Origin of the sequence: Streptomyces coelicoflavus, from assembly GCF_003112555.1 — a bacterium.
GTDB classification, from domain to species: domain Bacteria; phylum Actinomycetota; class Actinomycetes; order Streptomycetales; family Streptomycetaceae; genus Streptomyces; species Streptomyces coelicoflavus.
Genome location: NZ_BEWB01000002.1, coordinates 299,607 through 315,523 on the forward strand (window position 1 = coordinate 299,607; position 15,917 = coordinate 315,523).

Annotated in this window: 12 protein-coding genes and 1 tRNA gene; 8 read left to right on the forward strand and 5 right to left on the reverse strand. The window is 74.1% G+C overall.

All coding sequences use genetic code 11. The features are described 5' to 3' along the window. Positions 1-5: 5 nt before the first annotated feature. Both Sco07f_RS01630 and Sco07f_RS01635 read right to left on the reverse strand, forming a co-directional pair. A complete protein-coding gene (locus Sco07f_RS01630; RefSeq protein ID WP_007449723.1) occupies positions 6-977 on the reverse strand; it encodes a D-2-hydroxyacid dehydrogenase family protein in 972 nt (323 codons plus the stop codon). A gap of 30 nt (positions 978-1,007) precedes the next feature. After that, positions 1,008-1,083, reverse strand: a tRNA-Arg gene (locus tag Sco07f_RS01635). 329 nt (positions 1,084-1,412) lie between these two features. On the opposite strand from Sco07f_RS01635, the gene Sco07f_RS01640 reads away from it, so the two are divergent. The 5 genes from Sco07f_RS01640 to Sco07f_RS01660 all read left to right on the forward strand — a co-directional run bounded on the left by Sco07f_RS01640 (position 1,413) and on the right by Sco07f_RS01660 (position 8,329). Further along, positions 1,413-3,020, forward strand: coding sequence for a dynamin family protein (locus Sco07f_RS01640; protein WP_087790920.1), 1,608 nt, complete (start codon positions 1,413-1,415; stop codon positions 3,018-3,020). A gap of 3 nt (positions 3,021-3,023) precedes the next feature. Then, positions 3,024-5,153, forward strand: a complete 2,130-nt coding sequence (locus Sco07f_RS01645; protein ID WP_108986732.1) for a YfjP family GTPase — start codon at positions 3,024-3,026, stop codon at positions 5,151-5,153. 354 nt (positions 5,154-5,507) lie between these two features. After that, entirely contained in the window at positions 5,508-6,035 is a 528-nt protein-coding gene (locus Sco07f_RS01650; protein ID WP_054100697.1) for a single-stranded DNA-binding protein, read from the forward strand. Positions 6,036-6,297: 262 nt separating this feature from the next. Further along, positions 6,298-7,710 (forward strand): Cys-Gln thioester bond-forming surface protein, encoded by a 1,413-nt coding sequence (locus Sco07f_RS01655; protein ID WP_108987067.1) that lies wholly within the window; start codon positions 6,298-6,300, stop codon positions 7,708-7,710. 28 nt (positions 7,711-7,738) lie between these two features. Further along, entirely contained in the window at positions 7,739-8,329 is a 591-nt protein-coding gene (locus tag Sco07f_RS01660) for a hypothetical protein (RefSeq protein WP_108986733.1), read from the forward strand. Positions 8,330-8,497: 168 nt separating this feature from the next. Here the strand turns inward: Sco07f_RS01660 and Sco07f_RS01665 are convergent, their stop codons facing one another. After that, positions 8,498-9,013 carry an HAD domain-containing protein gene (locus Sco07f_RS01665; RefSeq protein ID WP_108987068.1) on the reverse strand — a complete coding sequence of 172 codons (516 nt, stop codon included), beginning with the start codon at positions 9,011-9,013 and terminating at the stop codon, positions 8,498-8,500. Between the two features lie 241 nt (positions 9,014-9,254). On the opposite strand from Sco07f_RS01665, the gene ettA reads away from it, so the two are divergent. From ettA to Sco07f_RS01680, 3 genes are read left to right on the forward strand one after another with little or no spacing between them, the layout of a single operon-like run. Then, complete coding sequence (gene ettA, locus Sco07f_RS01670) at positions 9,255-10,919, forward strand: energy-dependent translational throttle protein EttA (RefSeq protein ID WP_007449710.1); 1,665 nt, start codon at positions 9,255-9,257, stop codon at positions 10,917-10,919. 2 nt (positions 10,920-10,921) lie between these two features. Then, positions 10,922-11,332 carry an acyl-CoA thioesterase gene (locus tag Sco07f_RS01675; protein ID WP_042826158.1) on the forward strand — a complete coding sequence of 137 codons (411 nt, stop codon included), beginning with the start codon at positions 10,922-10,924 and terminating at the stop codon, positions 11,330-11,332. Next, on the forward strand, positions 11,329-12,018 hold the full coding sequence (locus Sco07f_RS01680; RefSeq protein ID WP_007449707.1) for a DUF8010 domain-containing protein: 690 nt from the start codon (positions 11,329-11,331) through the stop codon (positions 12,016-12,018). The genes Sco07f_RS01675 and Sco07f_RS01680 overlap by 4 nt, the downstream gene beginning before the upstream one ends. Positions 12,019-12,060: 42 nt before the next feature. On the opposite strand, the gene Sco07f_RS01685 is transcribed toward Sco07f_RS01680, so the two are convergent. Next, on the reverse strand, positions 12,061-13,035 hold the full coding sequence (locus Sco07f_RS01685) for an ABC transporter ATP-binding protein (protein WP_087790923.1): 975 nt from the start codon (positions 13,033-13,035) through the stop codon (positions 12,061-12,063). A 52-nt stretch (positions 13,036-13,087) separates the two neighbouring features. Further along, entirely contained in the window at positions 13,088-15,820 is a 2,733-nt protein-coding gene (locus Sco07f_RS01690) for an FtsX-like permease family protein (RefSeq protein WP_167467987.1), read from the reverse strand. Positions 15,821-15,917: the final 97 nt, after the last annotated feature.

Below are 15,917 nucleotides of genomic sequence, written 5' to 3' on the forward strand. Positions count from 1 at the left end.
CGCCCCTACGCCGGGGACACGGGCAGCCGTCGTACGGGGGAGCCCGCGAGGTAGGCGCTGATCGCCTCGACGGCCTGGCCGTAGTACGTGGCGTAGTTGGCGCGCGACACGTAGCCCAGGTGGGGTGTGGCGAGCAGGCGCGGGGCGGTGCGCATCGGGTGGCCGGCGGGCAGCGGCTCGGTGTCGAAGACGTCCACGCCGGCACCGGCGATGCGGCCCTCGTGCAGCGCGGCGAGCAGCGCCTCCTGGTCGACGATCGCCGCGCGCGAGGTGTTGACCAGGTAGGCCGTCGGCTTGAGCAGGGCGAGTTCGGCGGGGCCGAGCAGGCCGCGGGTGCGCTCGCCCAGCGCCAGGTGGACGGAGACGAAGTCGGCGGTCCGCAGGAGCTCTTCCCGGGACGGGGCCAGTTCGACGCCGACCTCGTCGGTGCGCTCACGCGTGAGGTTCTGGCTCCAGGCGCTCACCCGCATGCCGAAGGCCAGGCCGACCTGTGCCACCCGGCCGCCGATCCTGCCCAGGCCCAGCAGTCCGAGCCGGCGGCCGTGCAGGTCGGCGCCCACCGTCCGCTGCCAGGGGCCGCCCTCGCGCAGCCCGTTGGCCTCCTCGACGATGCCGCGGGCCAGGCCGAGCAGCAGGGCCCAGGTCAGCTCCACGGGCGGGGTGGAGGAGGAGGCCGTACCGCAGACGGTGACGCCGTGCGCCTCGGCGGCGGCGTAGTCGATCACGCTGTTGCGCATGCCGGAGGCGACGATCAGTTTCAGCCGGGGCAGCCGGGCGATGAGCGAGCCGGGGAAGGGCACGCGTTCGCGCAGGGTGACCACGATGTCGACGTCGGCGAGCGCCGCGGCGAGCGCGTCCTCGTCCGGGAAGTGGGTGGCGCAGGAGACGACGTCCACATCGCCCGCGACCGGGGACCAGTCGGCGATCTCGGTCGCCACCTGCTGGAAGTCGTCGAGCACCGCGCAGCGCAGTCGCACGTCCTCCGGTCCCTCCCGCCAAACGAGCCATGGCGCCCCCGGCAGGACTCGAACCTGCGGCCAAGCGCTTAGAAGGCGCCTGCTCTATCCACTGAGCTACGGGGGCCAGGTGTGGTGGCCTCGGTCGTGGAGTCCGGGCATGGCCGGTCCGTGACGTCGCCGGGGACAAGGATAGGGCTCCCGGCTCCATGTCCCTGATGCTTCCCCTCCGTGGCTCGATGTGGAGGTTCGGTGAAGCGGTCCTGATAATCGCAGGCAGTTACGAATCGTGCATCGCTTTTGGCGTCTCGCGCATCGGGTGTTGTCCACTCGTTATGCCTGGACTGTCCTCGTGTCCCGGTAGTCCCTTCCGTCCGGAGTGTCCGGTCGGCGCGCGGACATGCTCATCATGCTCATATGCTTCAGAATTCCCTCAAAATTGGGCATTCTTCCCATGTGGTGACCTTGGACGTACGGCCTCAGCTGCTCGACGCACTCTCCGCCCTGCGCGACCGTGTCGCGGCCGCACGCTTCCCGCTGCCCCTGGCGGGGGCGCCACGCGCGCGTGCCAACCGCGACGAACTGCTCGCACAGCTCGACGACTACTTGGTGCCCCGCCTCAAAGAGCCCGAAGCGCCGTTGCTGGCCGTCGTGGGCGGATCCACCGGCGCGGGCAAGTCGACCCTGGTGAACTCCCTCGTGGGGCGCCGGGTCAGCGAGGCGGGCGTGCTGCGTCCCACGACCCGCACGCCGGTCCTGGTGTGCCACCCGGAGGATCACCACTGGTTCAGCGGCATGCGGGTGCTGCCCGACCTCACACGCGTGTGGGTGCCCCACCGGGACCCCGACGACGACCTGCTGCTGCCCGGCGAGAACCCCGCGCGCGTGCTGCGGGTCGAGACCGCCGACACCCTGCCGCCCGGCATCGCCCTCCTGGACGCGCCCGACGTCGACTCCCTCGTCGCCGACAACCGCGTCCTGGCGGCCGAACTGATCTGCGCCGCCGACATCTGGGTGATGGTCACCACGGCCGCCCGGTACGCCGACGCGGTGCCCTGGCACCTGCTGCGCACTGCCAAGGAGTACGACGCGACCCTGGTCACCGTGCTCGACCGGGTGCCCCACCAGGTGGTCGCCGAGGTCTCGCGGCAGTACGGGGCGCTGCTCACCAAGGCCGGACTCGGCGACGTGCCCCGCTTCACCGTCCCCGAACTGCCCGAGTCGGCCTGGGGCGGCGGGCTGCTGCCGGCCAGCGCCGTGGCACCGCTGCGGACCTGGCTCGTCCACCGCGCCCAGGAACTCGAGGCCCGGCACCACGCCATGGCCCGTACGGCGCACGGCATCCTGGACTCGCTGAAGTCGCGGATGCCCGAGCTGGCCGGCGCCACCGCCGCGCAGTACGCCGCCGCGCTGCGGCTCACCGCCGCCGTCGACGGCGCCTACGACGGCGAGCACGCGCGCGTGAGGGGGCGGTTGCGGGCGGGCGCCGTACTCGCCGGGGACGCGCTCAAGCGCTGGCGGGCCTTCCCCCTCGACTGCTCCCCGGAAGAGCTCCTCGACTCGCTGGTGGAGAGCCTGAGCGCCCTGCTGCTGTGCGCCGTCACGGCCGCCGACGAACGCGTCGACGAGGCCTGGCGCCAGGAGCCGGCGGCGGACGCCCCCGAACTCGCCGCCCACGCCCCCGCGCCGGACAGCGCCGAGCACCGCATCGGGATGGCCGTACGGCGGTGGCGGCGCGAGCTGGAGGAGTACGCCGAGGAGGAGGTGCGCGAGCTGGACCGGAACCTCGCGCCGGACCCCGGGGTGGTCGCCGGACTGGTCGCCACCGTGCTGCTGGGCGGCCGGCGCGCGCGTGCCGCCGGGGAGCGGCTCGCCGAACGGATCGGTGCCCACGGCGCGCTGCGCCTGCGCGACCGGGGCGGCCGGCTGCTCGACGAACACGTCGACCGGGTCATGCACGCCGAACGCGAGCGCAGGCTGGCTCCGCTCGACGGCCTGGAGGTGCACCCCGAGCCACAGGCGGAGCTGATCGCCGCGCTGTCCGTACTGCAGAAGGAGAGGTGACCGGTGACCGCCGTCACTGACCAGGACCCCACCGAGCACACCGATCACACGGAGCACACCGATCACACGGAGCACACCGAGAACACGGTCGATCGCACCGGACACGGGGCGGAGGAGGCGGAGCGTGCGGGCCTGGGCCCGGAGCCTTCCGCCGGGAAGGGCGCAGCCGGAGCCGGGGCCGGAGCCGGTTCCGGGGCCGCCCGTGAGGACGAGCCCCACGCACGCGTGAAGGACGTCCGCGTGAAGGACTCGGAGGCGTCGTCCCGCCGCGGCGGGGACCCCGGCCGGGGGAACGTCGCCGGGGGCCGTGGGGACCGCGACGGCGGCCGTGGGGACCGCGAGGGCGGCCGTGGGGACCGCGACGAGGGCTCGTCCGGCGGTGCGTCCGCCGGTGCGTCCGCCGGTGCGGCCGACTCCGGTGACGGGGAGGGCGCCTGGGGCGACGGGCTGATCGCGCGGCGGGTGGACGAGAACGGCGGGGCCGAGCCGTACGCCGTCCTGCCCAGCAGGCCCCCTGCCTCCTCGGCCGCACTGATGCCGCTGGCCTACGACGGGAACCTCAGGTCACGCCTCGACGCGTTGCGCGAACTGGTGGGGCTCTCCCGGACCCGGCTCGACAGCGGCACCCTGGCCGAGGCCGGCCGGGTCCTGGACGAGGCCTCCGCGCGGCGCAGGCTCTCCGGGCAGCACACCGTCGTCGCCATCGCGGGCGCGACCGGCAGCGGCAAGTCGCAGCTCTTCAACACCCTCGCCGGGGTGACGATCTCCGAGACCGGCGTCCGCAGGCCGACCACCGCCGCGCCCATCGCGTGCAGTTGGAGCGACGGCGCGGCCAGCCTCCTCGACCGGCTCGGCATCCCCGGCCGGCTGCGCCGCCGTCCGCTCCAGCACCCGGACTCCGAGTCGCCGCTGCGCGGTCTCGTCCTGATCGACCTGCCCGACCACGACTCGGCGGCCGTGCAGCACCGCGAGCAGGTGGACCGCATCCTGGCGCTGGTCGACGCCGTCGTCTGGGTCGTCGACCCGGAGAAGTACGCCGACGCGCTGATCCACGAGCGCTATCTGCGGCCGATGGCGGGCCACGCCGAGGTCACCTTCGTCGTCCTCAACCAGGTCGACCGGCTGCCCGGCGAGGCCGCCGAGCAGGTCCTCGACGACCTGCGGCGCCTGCTGGACGAGGACGGCATCGCGCTGGGCGAGTACGGCGAACCCGGCGCGACCGTGCTCGCCCTGTCCGCGCTCACCGGGGAGGGCATCGGCGAACTGCGCGAGACCCTCGGCCAGTTCGTCGCCGAACGGCAGGCCCCGGCCCGCCGTATCGCGGCCGACGTGGACGCCGCCGCCCGGCACCTGCGTCCCGTGTACGTCACGGGACAGCGCACCGGGCTCAGCGAGGAGGCGCGGGACGAGTTCGCGGACCGGCTGGCCGACGCCGTGGGCGCCACCGCGGCGGGCGAGGCGGCCGAACGGGCCTGGCTGCGCCACGCCAACCGGGCGTGCGGGACGCCCTGGCTGCGGCTGTGGCGCTGGTACCACGACCGGCGCGACCCCGTCACGGGACGGCTGCCGTCGCGCGCCCAGGCGGACGAGGAGGCCACGGCCCGCCAGCGCGTCGAGCACGCGGTGCGTACGGTCTCGGACCGGGCGTCGGCCGGACTGCCCGCCCCGTGGGCGCAGGCGATGCGCGAGGCGGCCGTCCGCGGTGCCCAGGGGCTGCCCGAGGCCCTCGACGAACTGGCGGGGCGCACGGGGCTGCCGCCGGGCCGTCCGCCGCGGCCCGGGTGGTGGCCGGTGGCCGTGCTCGCCCAGGCGGCCATGACCCTGCTCCAGGTGGTGGGCGGTCTGTGGCTGCTCGGCCAGATCATCGGCTTCGTACCGCCGAACCTGGGCGTCCCGGTGCTGCTGATGCTGGCCGGCATCGTCGGCGGCCCGCTCATCGAGTGGAGCTGCCGTCTTGCGGCCCGCGGTCCCGCCAGACGCTACGGCCACGAGGCGGAACGGCTGCTGCGGGAGGCGGCCGCGGGGTGCGGCCGGGCCCGGGTGCTGGACCCGCTGGCGGCGGAGCTGCTGCGGTACCGCGAGGTGCGGGAGCAGTACGCGCGGGTGACGGGGGTGGGGGCCGCGACGAGGTAGGGGTGGGTGCGGCGGTGGGTCTTCGCGGGCCTGCCGCGGCGCCGCAGGGGGACACGGCAGCGGGCCTTCGAGGGCGGGGCGCGGCGAGGGGCGGCCGGGCCTGCGGGCGGGGCGCGGCGAGGCAGCCGGGCCTGCGGGCGGGGTGCGGCGAGGCCGCCGGGAATGCGGGCCGCGGACCTTCGCGTGCCGCCGGCCACTCGTACGGGTGGCGGAGTTCTCCACAGCCACCGGGCGGTCCACAGCCCCCGGCGGACCGGCCCGGCCGCGGGCAGTCTGGCCTTCGCGGCGATCGCGAGCAACGCGGTCGCCCCGGCCGCCGTACGGGAGGTGCCCGTACGGGAGGGAGGACTCGCGATGAACGAGACGATGATCTGCGCCGTGGGCAACGTGGCCACCCAGCCGGTCTTCCGGGACCTGGCGAACGGGCCGTCGGCACGCTTCCGGCTCGCGGTCACCGCGCGCTACTGGGACCGGGAGAAGAGCGCCTGGACGGACGGCCACACCAACTTCTTCACGGTGTGGGCCAACCGGCAGCTCGCCACCAACGCCTCGGCGTCACTGGCGGTGGGCGACCCCGTCGTCGTGCAGGGCAGGCTGAAGGTGCGCACCGACGTGCGCGAGGGACAGAGCCGGACCTCGGCCGACATCGACGCGGTGGCGATCGGCCACGACCTCGCCCGCGGCACCGCGGCCTTCCGGCGCACCGGCAGGACGGAGGCGTCGACCTCACCACCCCAGCCGGAACCCAACTGGGAGACCGCGGCGGCGGAGCCGGCCGGTGAACCGGCGAACGAAGCGACGAACGAAGCGGCGAACGAAGCGGCGCGCGAAGCGGCGGGACCGGCCCGCGAACAGCGACCGGAGCCCGTCGCGGTGGCGTGACAGCGACGCCCTGCCGGAACCGCCCGAAGCACGGCTTATCGACCCATGCGCCCGGAGCGAACCCAGGTGGATTTGTCGATAAGCCCTGCTCAAAGACCCTCTTGGCGATAACGATTCCGATTCGGATCACTGCTCGGGCGACGATCACCGGCAGCCCCGGACCGTCACGTCCTTAGGATGCCGAACGAGCCTTGTGTGGCTGCTGATTCTGCTGGTGGGACCGTTCCCCCACGCCAACGGGTCCTGCTCGAAGGGGAATTTGGTGTTTTCTTCGTTCGCTGTGCCGTCACTGCCCGGTCGAGGGGCGGTGCGTCTCGCCGCCGGTGCGCTGGCGTCCGCGCTCGCCGTCGCCGGTGTGGTGACCGGTGCGGCTCCGGCCGCCGCCGCCCAGGGCGATGCGGCGCGGGGCCAGGGCGGGGCGACGGCCACCATAGGCGGCCTCAAGACCCACGGCACCGCGGTCATCCACGGGGAGGACGGCGACCAGCAGGTGCAGGCCGGCCTGTTCGAGATGTCCGTCGAGGGCGGCGGCACGCTGCAGACGTACTGCGTCGACATCCAGACCCCGACGCAGAAGGACGCCAAGTACCAGGAGACTCCCTGGAGCAGCACCTCGCTCGGCACCAACAAGGACGCCGGCCGCGTCCGCTGGATCCTTCAGAACAGCTACCCGCAGGTCAACGACCTCGCCGCGCTCGCGAAGAAGGCGGGCGTCCGCGGGCTCACCGAGGACGAGGCGGCGGCCGGCACCCAGGTCGCCATCTGGCGCTACTCGGACGACACGGACGTCGAGGCCGCCGACCCGCAGGCCGAGCGGCTCGCCGACTACCTGGAGAAGCACGCCCGGAGCCTCGCCGAGCCCGCGGCGTCCCTCGCCCTGGACCCGCCGGCCGTCTCGGGCCACCCCGGTGAGCGGCTCGGCCCGGTGACGGTCCACACCAACTCCGACGGTGCGACGGTGACACCCCCGTTGGGGGCCGCCGGCAAGGACGCGGTACGGATCGTCGACAAGAAGGGCCGGCCCGTCACCGAGGTCACCGACGGCAGCCAGGTCTTCTTCGACGTGCCCGAGGACGCGGAGGCCGGCACCGCCCAGCTGTCCGTCCAGGCCTCGACGACCGTGCCGGTCGGCCGTGCCTTCGCTTCCGACAGCCGCAGCCAGACCCAGATCCTGGCCGGCTCCAGCGAGTCGACGGTCGCGGCGACGGCGACCGCCACCTGGGCCGCCGGCGGCGCGATACCCGCCCTGTCGGCGCAGGAGAACTGCGCCGAGGGCACCCTGGACATCACGGCGCTCAACAAGGGCGACGAGCCCTTCACCTTCGAAATCCTGGACACGGAGTACACCGTCGCGCCGGGTGAGACCCGGAAGGTGCCGGTCCCGCTGCCGGAGGACCGCCCCTACGACTTCACCATCCGGGGCCCGGCCGGCTTCGAACAGCGCTTCAGCGGCGTCCTCGACTGCCGCACCCAGAGCGCCGCCCTCGCCGACGCCACCCACCCCCTCAGCGAACCGGCCCCCGCCCCGGTCGTCACCCCGTCTCCCAACCCCAACCCCAACCTGGCCGAAACCGGCAGCTCCGACGCGACGCCCCTGATCGGCGGCGCCGCCATCGGCCTGGTCGTGATCGGCGGCGCGGTGCTGCTGCTCGTCCGCCGGAGGAACGAGCAGTGACGACGCGCCCCCGCGACGGAATGGCCTGATGCAGCCCCACCCGCCACCGCGGACACCGACGGCGAAGGAACTCCGTCCCGGCCGCCACTGGTACCTGACCGCGGCCGCGATCGCCGTCGTCCTGACGGTGCTGGGCGTTGTCATCGGCGTGTACCGGTTCAACAACCTGCTCGACGCCGTGGACACGGACCAGCAGTTCGCCAACGGCGACACCGTCACCCTGCGGCTCGACCCGGAGAACGAGCAGACGATCTGGGCCAAGTACCCGGGCGTCTCACCCGGCCCGGAGTGCGACATCTCCGGCCCGGGCGCCCCGCGTCTCACCGACCCGGGGGCCGACCTCTTCACCACCTACGACGAGACCTGGACCCCGGTCGGCACCACCGAGGTAACGCGAGCGGGCGACTACACGCTCACCTGCTCCTCCCGCGCCCTCTCCCGCTACGCCCTCGGCGACTCCGAAGGTCTCGTCTCCTTCGCCGTCGACCTGATACCGGCCGTCCTCCTGGCCGTCGTAGGCATCACCACGGCTGCCGTCATCACCCTGGTCACCGCCGTCCGCCGCAGAGCCCACCGCAAACACCTGCTCGCCGCACCCCCCGCCCCGCCCCACCGCTGAACACCGCCCGCTCCCGGGCCGCGCGAGGCAGGGGCCGAGGCCATCCCGCCGCAGCCCCACGGCGAAGAGAGGACCGTCGGCCCTCCCGTGATCAATCGCGGGGCCCTTGGGTTTCGTCGTACGGCCGACGACGCTCGCCGCTGGAAGTCCGCCCAGTTCGACGATCGGTCATCTCGGTGGCACGGCATCGAGCCATTCGGCGAGGGCGTGGAAGTCGGCGTCCTGGAGGCCCTTGGCCGGGTCGACCCGGTGCAGCAGTGAAGGCCCGGGGTGGGCGGCGTCGACCCAGTGGCGGTCCATGGCGCTGATCTCGTCGTCGACCCAGACGAAGGGCCGGCCGGCGGCCCACTCGACCATGGGGCGAGTCTTCCAGTGGAGACCGCGCGGGGTTCCTCCTGCGTCGGCGTCCGGCCACTCCAGCACCGGCAGCGTCGGCAGGCCGATGCGCGGGGCGACTACTTCGTTCGCCTCCTCCATCCAGGTCGTCGCCCACACGAGATGACAGCCCAGAGCAATGAGACGCGCCCCGGTCCCGGGGTCGAGCCGGGCCAGCAACGGGTTCCCCTGGTCGACGGTGGTCGGGGAGGCGGCAACGGCCTCCGAATCACCAGCCGACGACCCGAAAGGGATCAGTGGGCCGTCCACGTCGAGGAAGAGGAGGGGGCGCTCCGATGCGCTGGTCACGGCCGCACCGTAGCCCAGCCCCATGGGGGAGCGGCATTCTCGGTCCGAGCCGTCCCCGGGAGCTGCGAGAGTGCCCGGGGTCGAGTGACGGCGGTCGGCAGTGACCGGGGAGGCTCCGGCGGCGTCCAGGAAAGGCCAGGTCAGAGCCCCCGCAGGGAACGCGTTTCCTCCCAGCGGTGGCGGTGCGGCAAGATGGGGTGTATCTGCCCACCTGCCTGATCAAGCTGCCGGACGGTTTCTCTTGGCTGAGTACATTTACACCATGCGCAAGGCGCGCAAGGCGCACGGCGACAAGGTGATCCTTGATGACGTCACCCTGAGCTTCCTGCCCGGCGCGAAGATCGGTGTGGTCGGTCCGAACGGGGCCGGTAAGTCGACCGTTCTGAAGATCATGGCGGGGCTCGAGCAGCCCTCGAACGGGGACGCCTTCCTGTCCCCGGGCTACACCGTGGGCATCCTGCTCCAGGAGCCCCCGCTGAACGAGGAGAAGACCGTCCTGGAGAACGTCCAGGAGGGTGTCGCCGAGGTCAAGGGCAAGCTCGACCGGTTCAACGAGATCGCCGAGCAGATGGCGACCGACTACTCGGACGCGCTGCTCGAGGAGATGGGCAAGCTCCAGGAGGAGCTGGACCACGCCAACGCCTGGGACCTCGACGCCCAGCTCGAGCAGGCCATGGACGCGCTGGGCTGCCCGCCCGGCGACTGGCCCGTCGTGAACCTCTCCGGCGGCGAGAAGCGTCGGGTGGCGCTGTGCAAGCTGCTGCTCGAGGCTCCCGACCTGCTGCTGCTCGACGAGCCCACCAACCACCTCGACGCCGAGTCGGTGAACTGGCTGGAGCAGCACCTCGCCAAGTACGAGGGCACCGTCGTGGCCGTCACCCACGACCGGTACTTCCTGGACAACGTCGCCGGGTGGATCTGCGAGGTCGACCGCGGCCGCCTGCACGGCTACGAGGGCAACTACTCCAAGTACCTGGAGACCAAGGCCACCCGCCTCAAGGTCGAGGGCCAGAAGGACGCCAAGCGGCAGAAGCGCCTCAAGGACGAGCTGGACTGGGTGCGCTCCAACGCCAAGGGGCGCCAGGCCAAGTCCAAGGCCCGCCTCGCCCGGTACGAGGAGATGGCCGCCGAGGCCGACAAGATGCGGAAGCTGGACTTCGAGGAGATCCAGATCCCGCCGGGCCCGCGGCTCGGCAACGTCGTCGTCGAGGTGAACAACCTCAGCAAGGCCTTCGGCGAGAAGGTGCTGATCGACGATCTCTCGTTCACGCTGCCCCGGAACGGGATCGTCGGGGTCATCGGGCCGAACGGCGCCGGCAAGACCACCCTGTTCAAGATGATCCAGGGCTTCGAGGAGCCGGACTCCGGCACCATCAAGGTCGGCGACACCGTCAAGATCTCCTACGTCGACCAGAGCCGCGAGCACATCGACCCGAAGAAGACCCTGTGGGCCGTCGTCTCCGACGAGCTGGACTACATCAACGTGGGGCAGGTGGAGATGCCGTCGCGCGCGTACGTCTCCGCCTTCGGGTTCAAGGGGCCGGACCAGCAGAAGGCCGCCGGTGTGCTCTCCGGCGGTGAGCGCAACCGCCTGAACCTCGCGCTCACCCTCAAGCAGGGCGGCAACCTGCTGCTCCTCGACGAGCCGACCAACGACCTCGACGTCGAGACCCTGAGCAGCCTCGAGAACGCGCTGCTCGAGTTCCCCGGCTGTGCCGTGGTCGTCTCCCACGACCGCTGGTTCCTGGACCGAGTGGCCACCCACATCCTCGCCTACGAGGGCGAGTCCAAGTGGTTCTGGTTCGAGGGCAACTTCGAGTCCTACGAGAAGAACAAGGTCGAGCGGCTCGGCGCCGACGCCGCCCGTCCGCACCGCGCCACCTACAAGAAGCTGACCCGGGGCTGATCTTGCGGCACATCTACCGCTGCCCACTGCGCTGGGCGGACATGGACGCGTACGGCCACGTCAACAACGTGGTCTTCCTCCGCTACCTGGAGGAGGCACGCATCGACTTCCTGTTCCGCCCGGAGAAGGACTTCAAGCAGGGGTCCGTGGTGGCACGCCATGAGATCGACTACAAGCGGCAGCTCGTCCACCGGCACCACCCGGTCGACGTCGAGCTGTGGGTCACCGAGATCAGGGCCGCTTCGTTCACGCTCACCTACGAGGTTAAGGACGAGGACGTCGTCTACGTCCGGGCCTCCACGGTGATCGTGCCGTTCGACTTCGAGCGGCAGCGGCCCCGGCGGATCACCGCCGAGGAGCGGGAGTTCCTCCAGGAGTACACGGACGCCAAGGAGGAGGCCGTCGCCGCATGACGGTGCTCCATCTCGCCGACGAGGGGGAGGCCGCGGATCTCGCGGCCTTCCTCTCCCGGCTGCTCCACTACGACCGTTCGGCCGCGGTGCGCCTCCAGGCGGCCGGCACGGCCCTCGCCGTCTTCGGCCGGCCGCCCTCCTTCGAGGTGCTGGCCGTGCGCGCGGTACGGCTGGCCAAGCCCTACGAGAGCGGGCTCGACGTCACGCTGGACGTGACCGTGTCCGCCGGTGAACTGCTGGAGAGTGTGGACGAGCGGGCGGCGACGTCCGGCGTGCCCGGTGCGGTGACCGGGCCTCCGTGGGCCGGGGTGCTGCCCCCGCGCGGGGGCTGGCGGGCCGAGACGGGGCTGCCCGCCCCGGACGCCCTGCGCGCCCTGGTCGCCGCCGCGGTGGCGGAGTTCCGGGCGCGGACCGAGGAACTGGCCGCCGAGGACCGTACGCGGGCCGAACTCGACCGCATCGGGCGGGACATCTGGTCCCGGACGGTCGGGGAGACCGGGCTGCCGGTGCGGGCCGTGCACGCGGCCCAGTCGCTCGGGTTCCTGCGGACGTCCGGAGCGCCGGGTTCCGGTGCCGGCGCGCCGACGCTGTTCTCCTCCGGTGCGTGGCTGCGGCTGCGCACGCCCTTCGGGTCCGTCGCGCTGCGGCGCGCGGGCACGGGGGCACTCGGCATCAGCGTGCGCTGAATCAACCTCGCAGGGCTCCCCGGCCCCCGTCGGGCCCCGGTCTCAGTGGTGCGGCTCGCTGTCGTCCGGGCGGACGGCGATGTGGTCGCTCTCCAGCTCCAGGGCGACGCGGTCGCGCATGCCGAGGGCCGCAGTGTAGTCGGCGGGCAGCTGAAGCCGGCCGGCGCGGTCGAGCATGGCGTACTCGCGGGCCACCACCGTCTCGTGGCCGGTCTCGGCGTCCACCTCGCTGCGCCGCAGCACCTCCGTCGAGGTACGGCCGTCGCGGATGGCGACCGTGCGGCGGACCTCGCCCGCCACGGCCTGGTCGTGGGTGACGATGACGACCGTGGTGCCCAGCTGCTCGTTCGCCGTGCGGAAGGCGGCGAAGATCTGTTCCGCGGTGTGCGAGTCCAGCTCGCCCGTGGGTTCGTCGGCGAGCAGGACCGACGGGGCGCCCGCGAGGGCCACGGCGATGGCGACCCGCTGCTGCTGCCCACCGGACATCTGCCGCGGGCGGCGGTCGCGGCAGTCGGCGACGCCCATCAGGCCGAGCAGCTCCAGCGCGCGTGCCGTGCGCGCCGCCCGGCGCCCGCCGGTGCCGGCCAACTGCATGGGCAGGGCCGTGTTCTGCGCGGCCGTCAGGTACGGCATGAGGTTCCGGGACGTCTGCTGCCACACGAAGCCGACCACCGCGCGGCGGTAGGCCAGGCGGTCCCTCGCCGTCATCGCCAGCAGGTCGCGCCCCGCCACCCGGGCCGCCCCGGCGGTCGGCGTGTCCAGGCCGGCCAGGATGTTCATCAGCGTGGACTTGCCGCTGCCCGAGGCGCCGACCAGCGCCATCAGCTCGCCCTCGCGGACCAGCAGGTCGAGCCCCTGCAGGGCCTGCACCTCCACCCCGTCCGTGCTGAAGATCCGGACCAGGCGGTCGCAGGTGATCAGCGCGTCGTGCCCGTAGGCGGGCCGGTCACGGGACGCGCTGGCACGGTCGGACAGGTCGGCGAGGGTGGGGTCGGCGAGCGTGGGGTCGGTCGTCATCGGGTCTCCTCCAGGTCCGCGTCCGCGGTACGCCGTGTCTCCGGTCGCGCCTTCATCTCGCGTCACCCGCCCGCAACTCCGCCACCGCCCCGCGCCGGCCCGACCACCACGCCTGCAGTGCCGCCACCCCCACCGCCAGCACCAGCACCGCCACCGCGGGGACGGCCAGCGACCACGGGTCGGTGCGCAGTTCCGCGCGGCCCACCGGGGAGGCCGTCGTCGACATCGCGATCGTCGTCAGGTCGATGCCGGGGGAGAGGAGCCGTACGGCCGCCCAGCCGGTCAGGACGCCGCCCAGCGCGGCGGGCAGGGCCTGCGGGAGGGATTCCAGGACGAGCAGGCGGCGGCCCTGGGCACGGGTGAGGCCCATGGTGCGCAGCCGGGCGAGGAGGGCGGCGCGTTCGGGCGCGGTGCTCGCCAGGGACAGCAGCAGGGCCAGGGCGGCGTAGCCGGCGCCGGCGGCCACGGCGGCCGTGTAGACGCGCTCCGCACCGGACTGAAGCGGCGAGTCCACGTAGCTGTCGCGCTCCTCGGACCTCAGGTGGACGGCGCCGGCGTCGCCCGCCGCGCGGCGCAGCGCGCCCGCGTCCAGGTCGTCGCCGGTCAGCAGCAGCACGTTCGGCGGGGCGGCCCCGGCGGGCAGCCCGGCCCGGTCCACCACGAGGAAGTCGTCGCCGTACACGGCCGGGGTGCGGTCCCGCACCAGCACGATCCGCAGCGTGGCGACGCCCCCGTCGGCCAGCCGCAGCCGGAAGGCGCGGTCGCCGAACCGTTCGGCGACCGCCGGGGAGGCCAGCGCCGGCAGTACGGCGTTCCCGGAGTCGCCCCCGGCGCCGTCCGGCCGCGTCAGCCGCCCCGCGGGGAACGCGCCGAGGCCCGTCCGTCCGGCCAGGGCCGCGTAGGCGCCGGGTGCCACGCCCGCGAGCGGGAGCGACTGGCCGTCGTCGGGCGTCTTGGCCAGGTAGTCGACGCCGGCCTCGGTGACCTCACGCACCCCAGGCGCCTCCCCCAGACGGGCGGACAGGCCGGAGGGCAGTGCCTCGACCGCCTCCACCCGCGCGTCGGCGCCCACGGCGAGCAGTGCCGCCCGGTCGCGGGCGTCGGCCACGCCGCCGAGCACCGAGCCGCCGAACGCCGCGACGGTGAACGCGGTCAGCAGCGCGAGGAGGGGCAGCACGGTGGAGGCGGAGGTACGGCCCGCCCGGGCCAGCGCGAGCGGACCGACCGCGCCGCGCAGCCGCCGGGCCGGGCGGGCCAGCCCGCGCAGCGGCAGCGGGTACACGCGCACCAGCACCAGCGCGGCGATCACCCCGACCAGGACCGGTGCCATCGCCACCGGGCCGCCGGCGCCGTCCGTCGCGCCGCGCCGGCGCAAGACCTCGACCGCGCCGAGGGCGAGGACCACGACCGTCAGTTCGGCGACCGTCCGGCGCCGGGAGGCGCGGGGCGACGCCGCGTCCCGCCGGTCGTCGTGGACGCGTACCCGGTGGTGCGCGGCGGCGGCCCGCAGCGGCAGCGCGAGGCAGGCCACGGCGGTGACCGCGACGGCGGCCCACAGCGCGGGCAGCAGCCGGGCGCCGGGCAGCGCGAGCAGCGCCACGCCGAGGCCGAGCGCTCCCGCGGGCACCGCCACGACCGCCGTCTCCGCCAGCAGCCGCCCCGCCAGGCCCCGTACGGAGGCACCGCGGGCCCGCAGCAGGGCCAGTTCGGCGCGGCGCCGGTCACCGGCCAGGCCGCCCGCCATCAGCAGGACCACGGCGGCGACCGTGCCCGCGCCCGACGCGGCGACGGCGACCAGCGGGCCGATGTCGCCGCGCAGCCGCCCGTACGTGGTGAGGACGTCGTCGAGGCCGGTCGTGGCGTCCGCCAGCGGGCTGACCGTCGCGTGCAGTCGCTGGAGTCCGGGCCCGGACTCCAGGGCGGCCACGGCCGAGGCCAGCCCGTCGAGGTCGCGGCCGTGCAGCGCGTCCGGGTCGGGCGCGAGGTGCCAGTAGCGGATCACGGGGGCCGAGCCGAGGAGCGCGGGCGCAGCCTCGGGGGCGAGCAGCAGACCGCCGACCCAGTAGGTGGGCGCGGGGGCGCCGGGCGGCCCCGGTGCGCGGCGCAGGGAGGGCGAGCGCAGGACGGGGTCGACGGACCAGTAGGCGCCGTCGGGCCGCTCGGGCACGACGATGCCGGTGACGCGGACGGTCAGCTCGCGGTGTCCGGGCAGGCGGACGACCGAGCCCGCCCTCATGTGCAGCGTGCGGGCCGTCTCCTCGGTCACCGCGGCCTCCAGCTCGGTGGTCGAGGCGCCGGCCCGACCGCCGGCGACCCGCGGCAGCCGGCCGGAGCGCAGCCGGGCGTGGTCGCCGAGCCCCTGCGGTGCGGCGAGGACCATCTCCGCGGGCAGCCCGTCGGGCCGGGGCAGCCACTCCTCGGGCGAGGGCAGGCTGTCGGTGGCGCGGACGCCGTAGGACGACTGCTCCTCGTCGACGACGAGCGGGCGCTCCACGGCGTCGAGCACGGAGCGGTGGCCGTCGGCGAGGGGCCGGGGCCGGAGGCTGTCCTCCGCGGCCGCGACATCCAGCCCGGGGGCGGGAGCGGCGGACACCAGGACGCCGGTCACGTCGGCCGGGGCCCGCTCCACGGCCTGGCGCAGACCGGCGTCCGTGTACCGGTCCAGCGCTCTGGGGAACGCGGCGGCCAGGCACGCGGTCAACGCCACCAGCACGGCCAGCGCGACGGCGGCGCCGGGCGCGGCCCGCAGCCGGGTACGGACCCAGGGGGCGGTCACGGGGGTCACCGGGCGGCACCTCCGTGTTCGGCGCGGGGGACCGCGGTCCCGGTGGGGGGAGGCGGGGGCGCGGGTGTGACCGGGTGCGGGGCGGTTGCCGGGAGGG

Excerpts from the sequence above, each read along its gene's own strand:
- Sco07f_RS01650 (WP_054100697.1), top strand. The coding sequence starts at position 5,508 with ATGAACGAGACGATGATCTGCGCCGTGGGCAACGTGGCCACCCAGCCG.
- Sco07f_RS01660 (WP_108986733.1), top strand. The coding sequence starts at position 7,739 with ATGCAGCCCCACCCGCCACCGCGGACACCGACGGCGAAGGAACTCCGT.
- Sco07f_RS01680 (WP_007449707.1), top strand. The coding sequence starts at position 11,329 with ATGACGGTGCTCCATCTCGCCGACGAGGGGGAGGCCGCGGATCTCGCG.
- Sco07f_RS01685 (WP_087790923.1), bottom strand. The coding sequence starts at position 13,035 with ATGACGACCGACCCCACGCTCGCCGACCCCACCCTCGCCGACCTGTCC.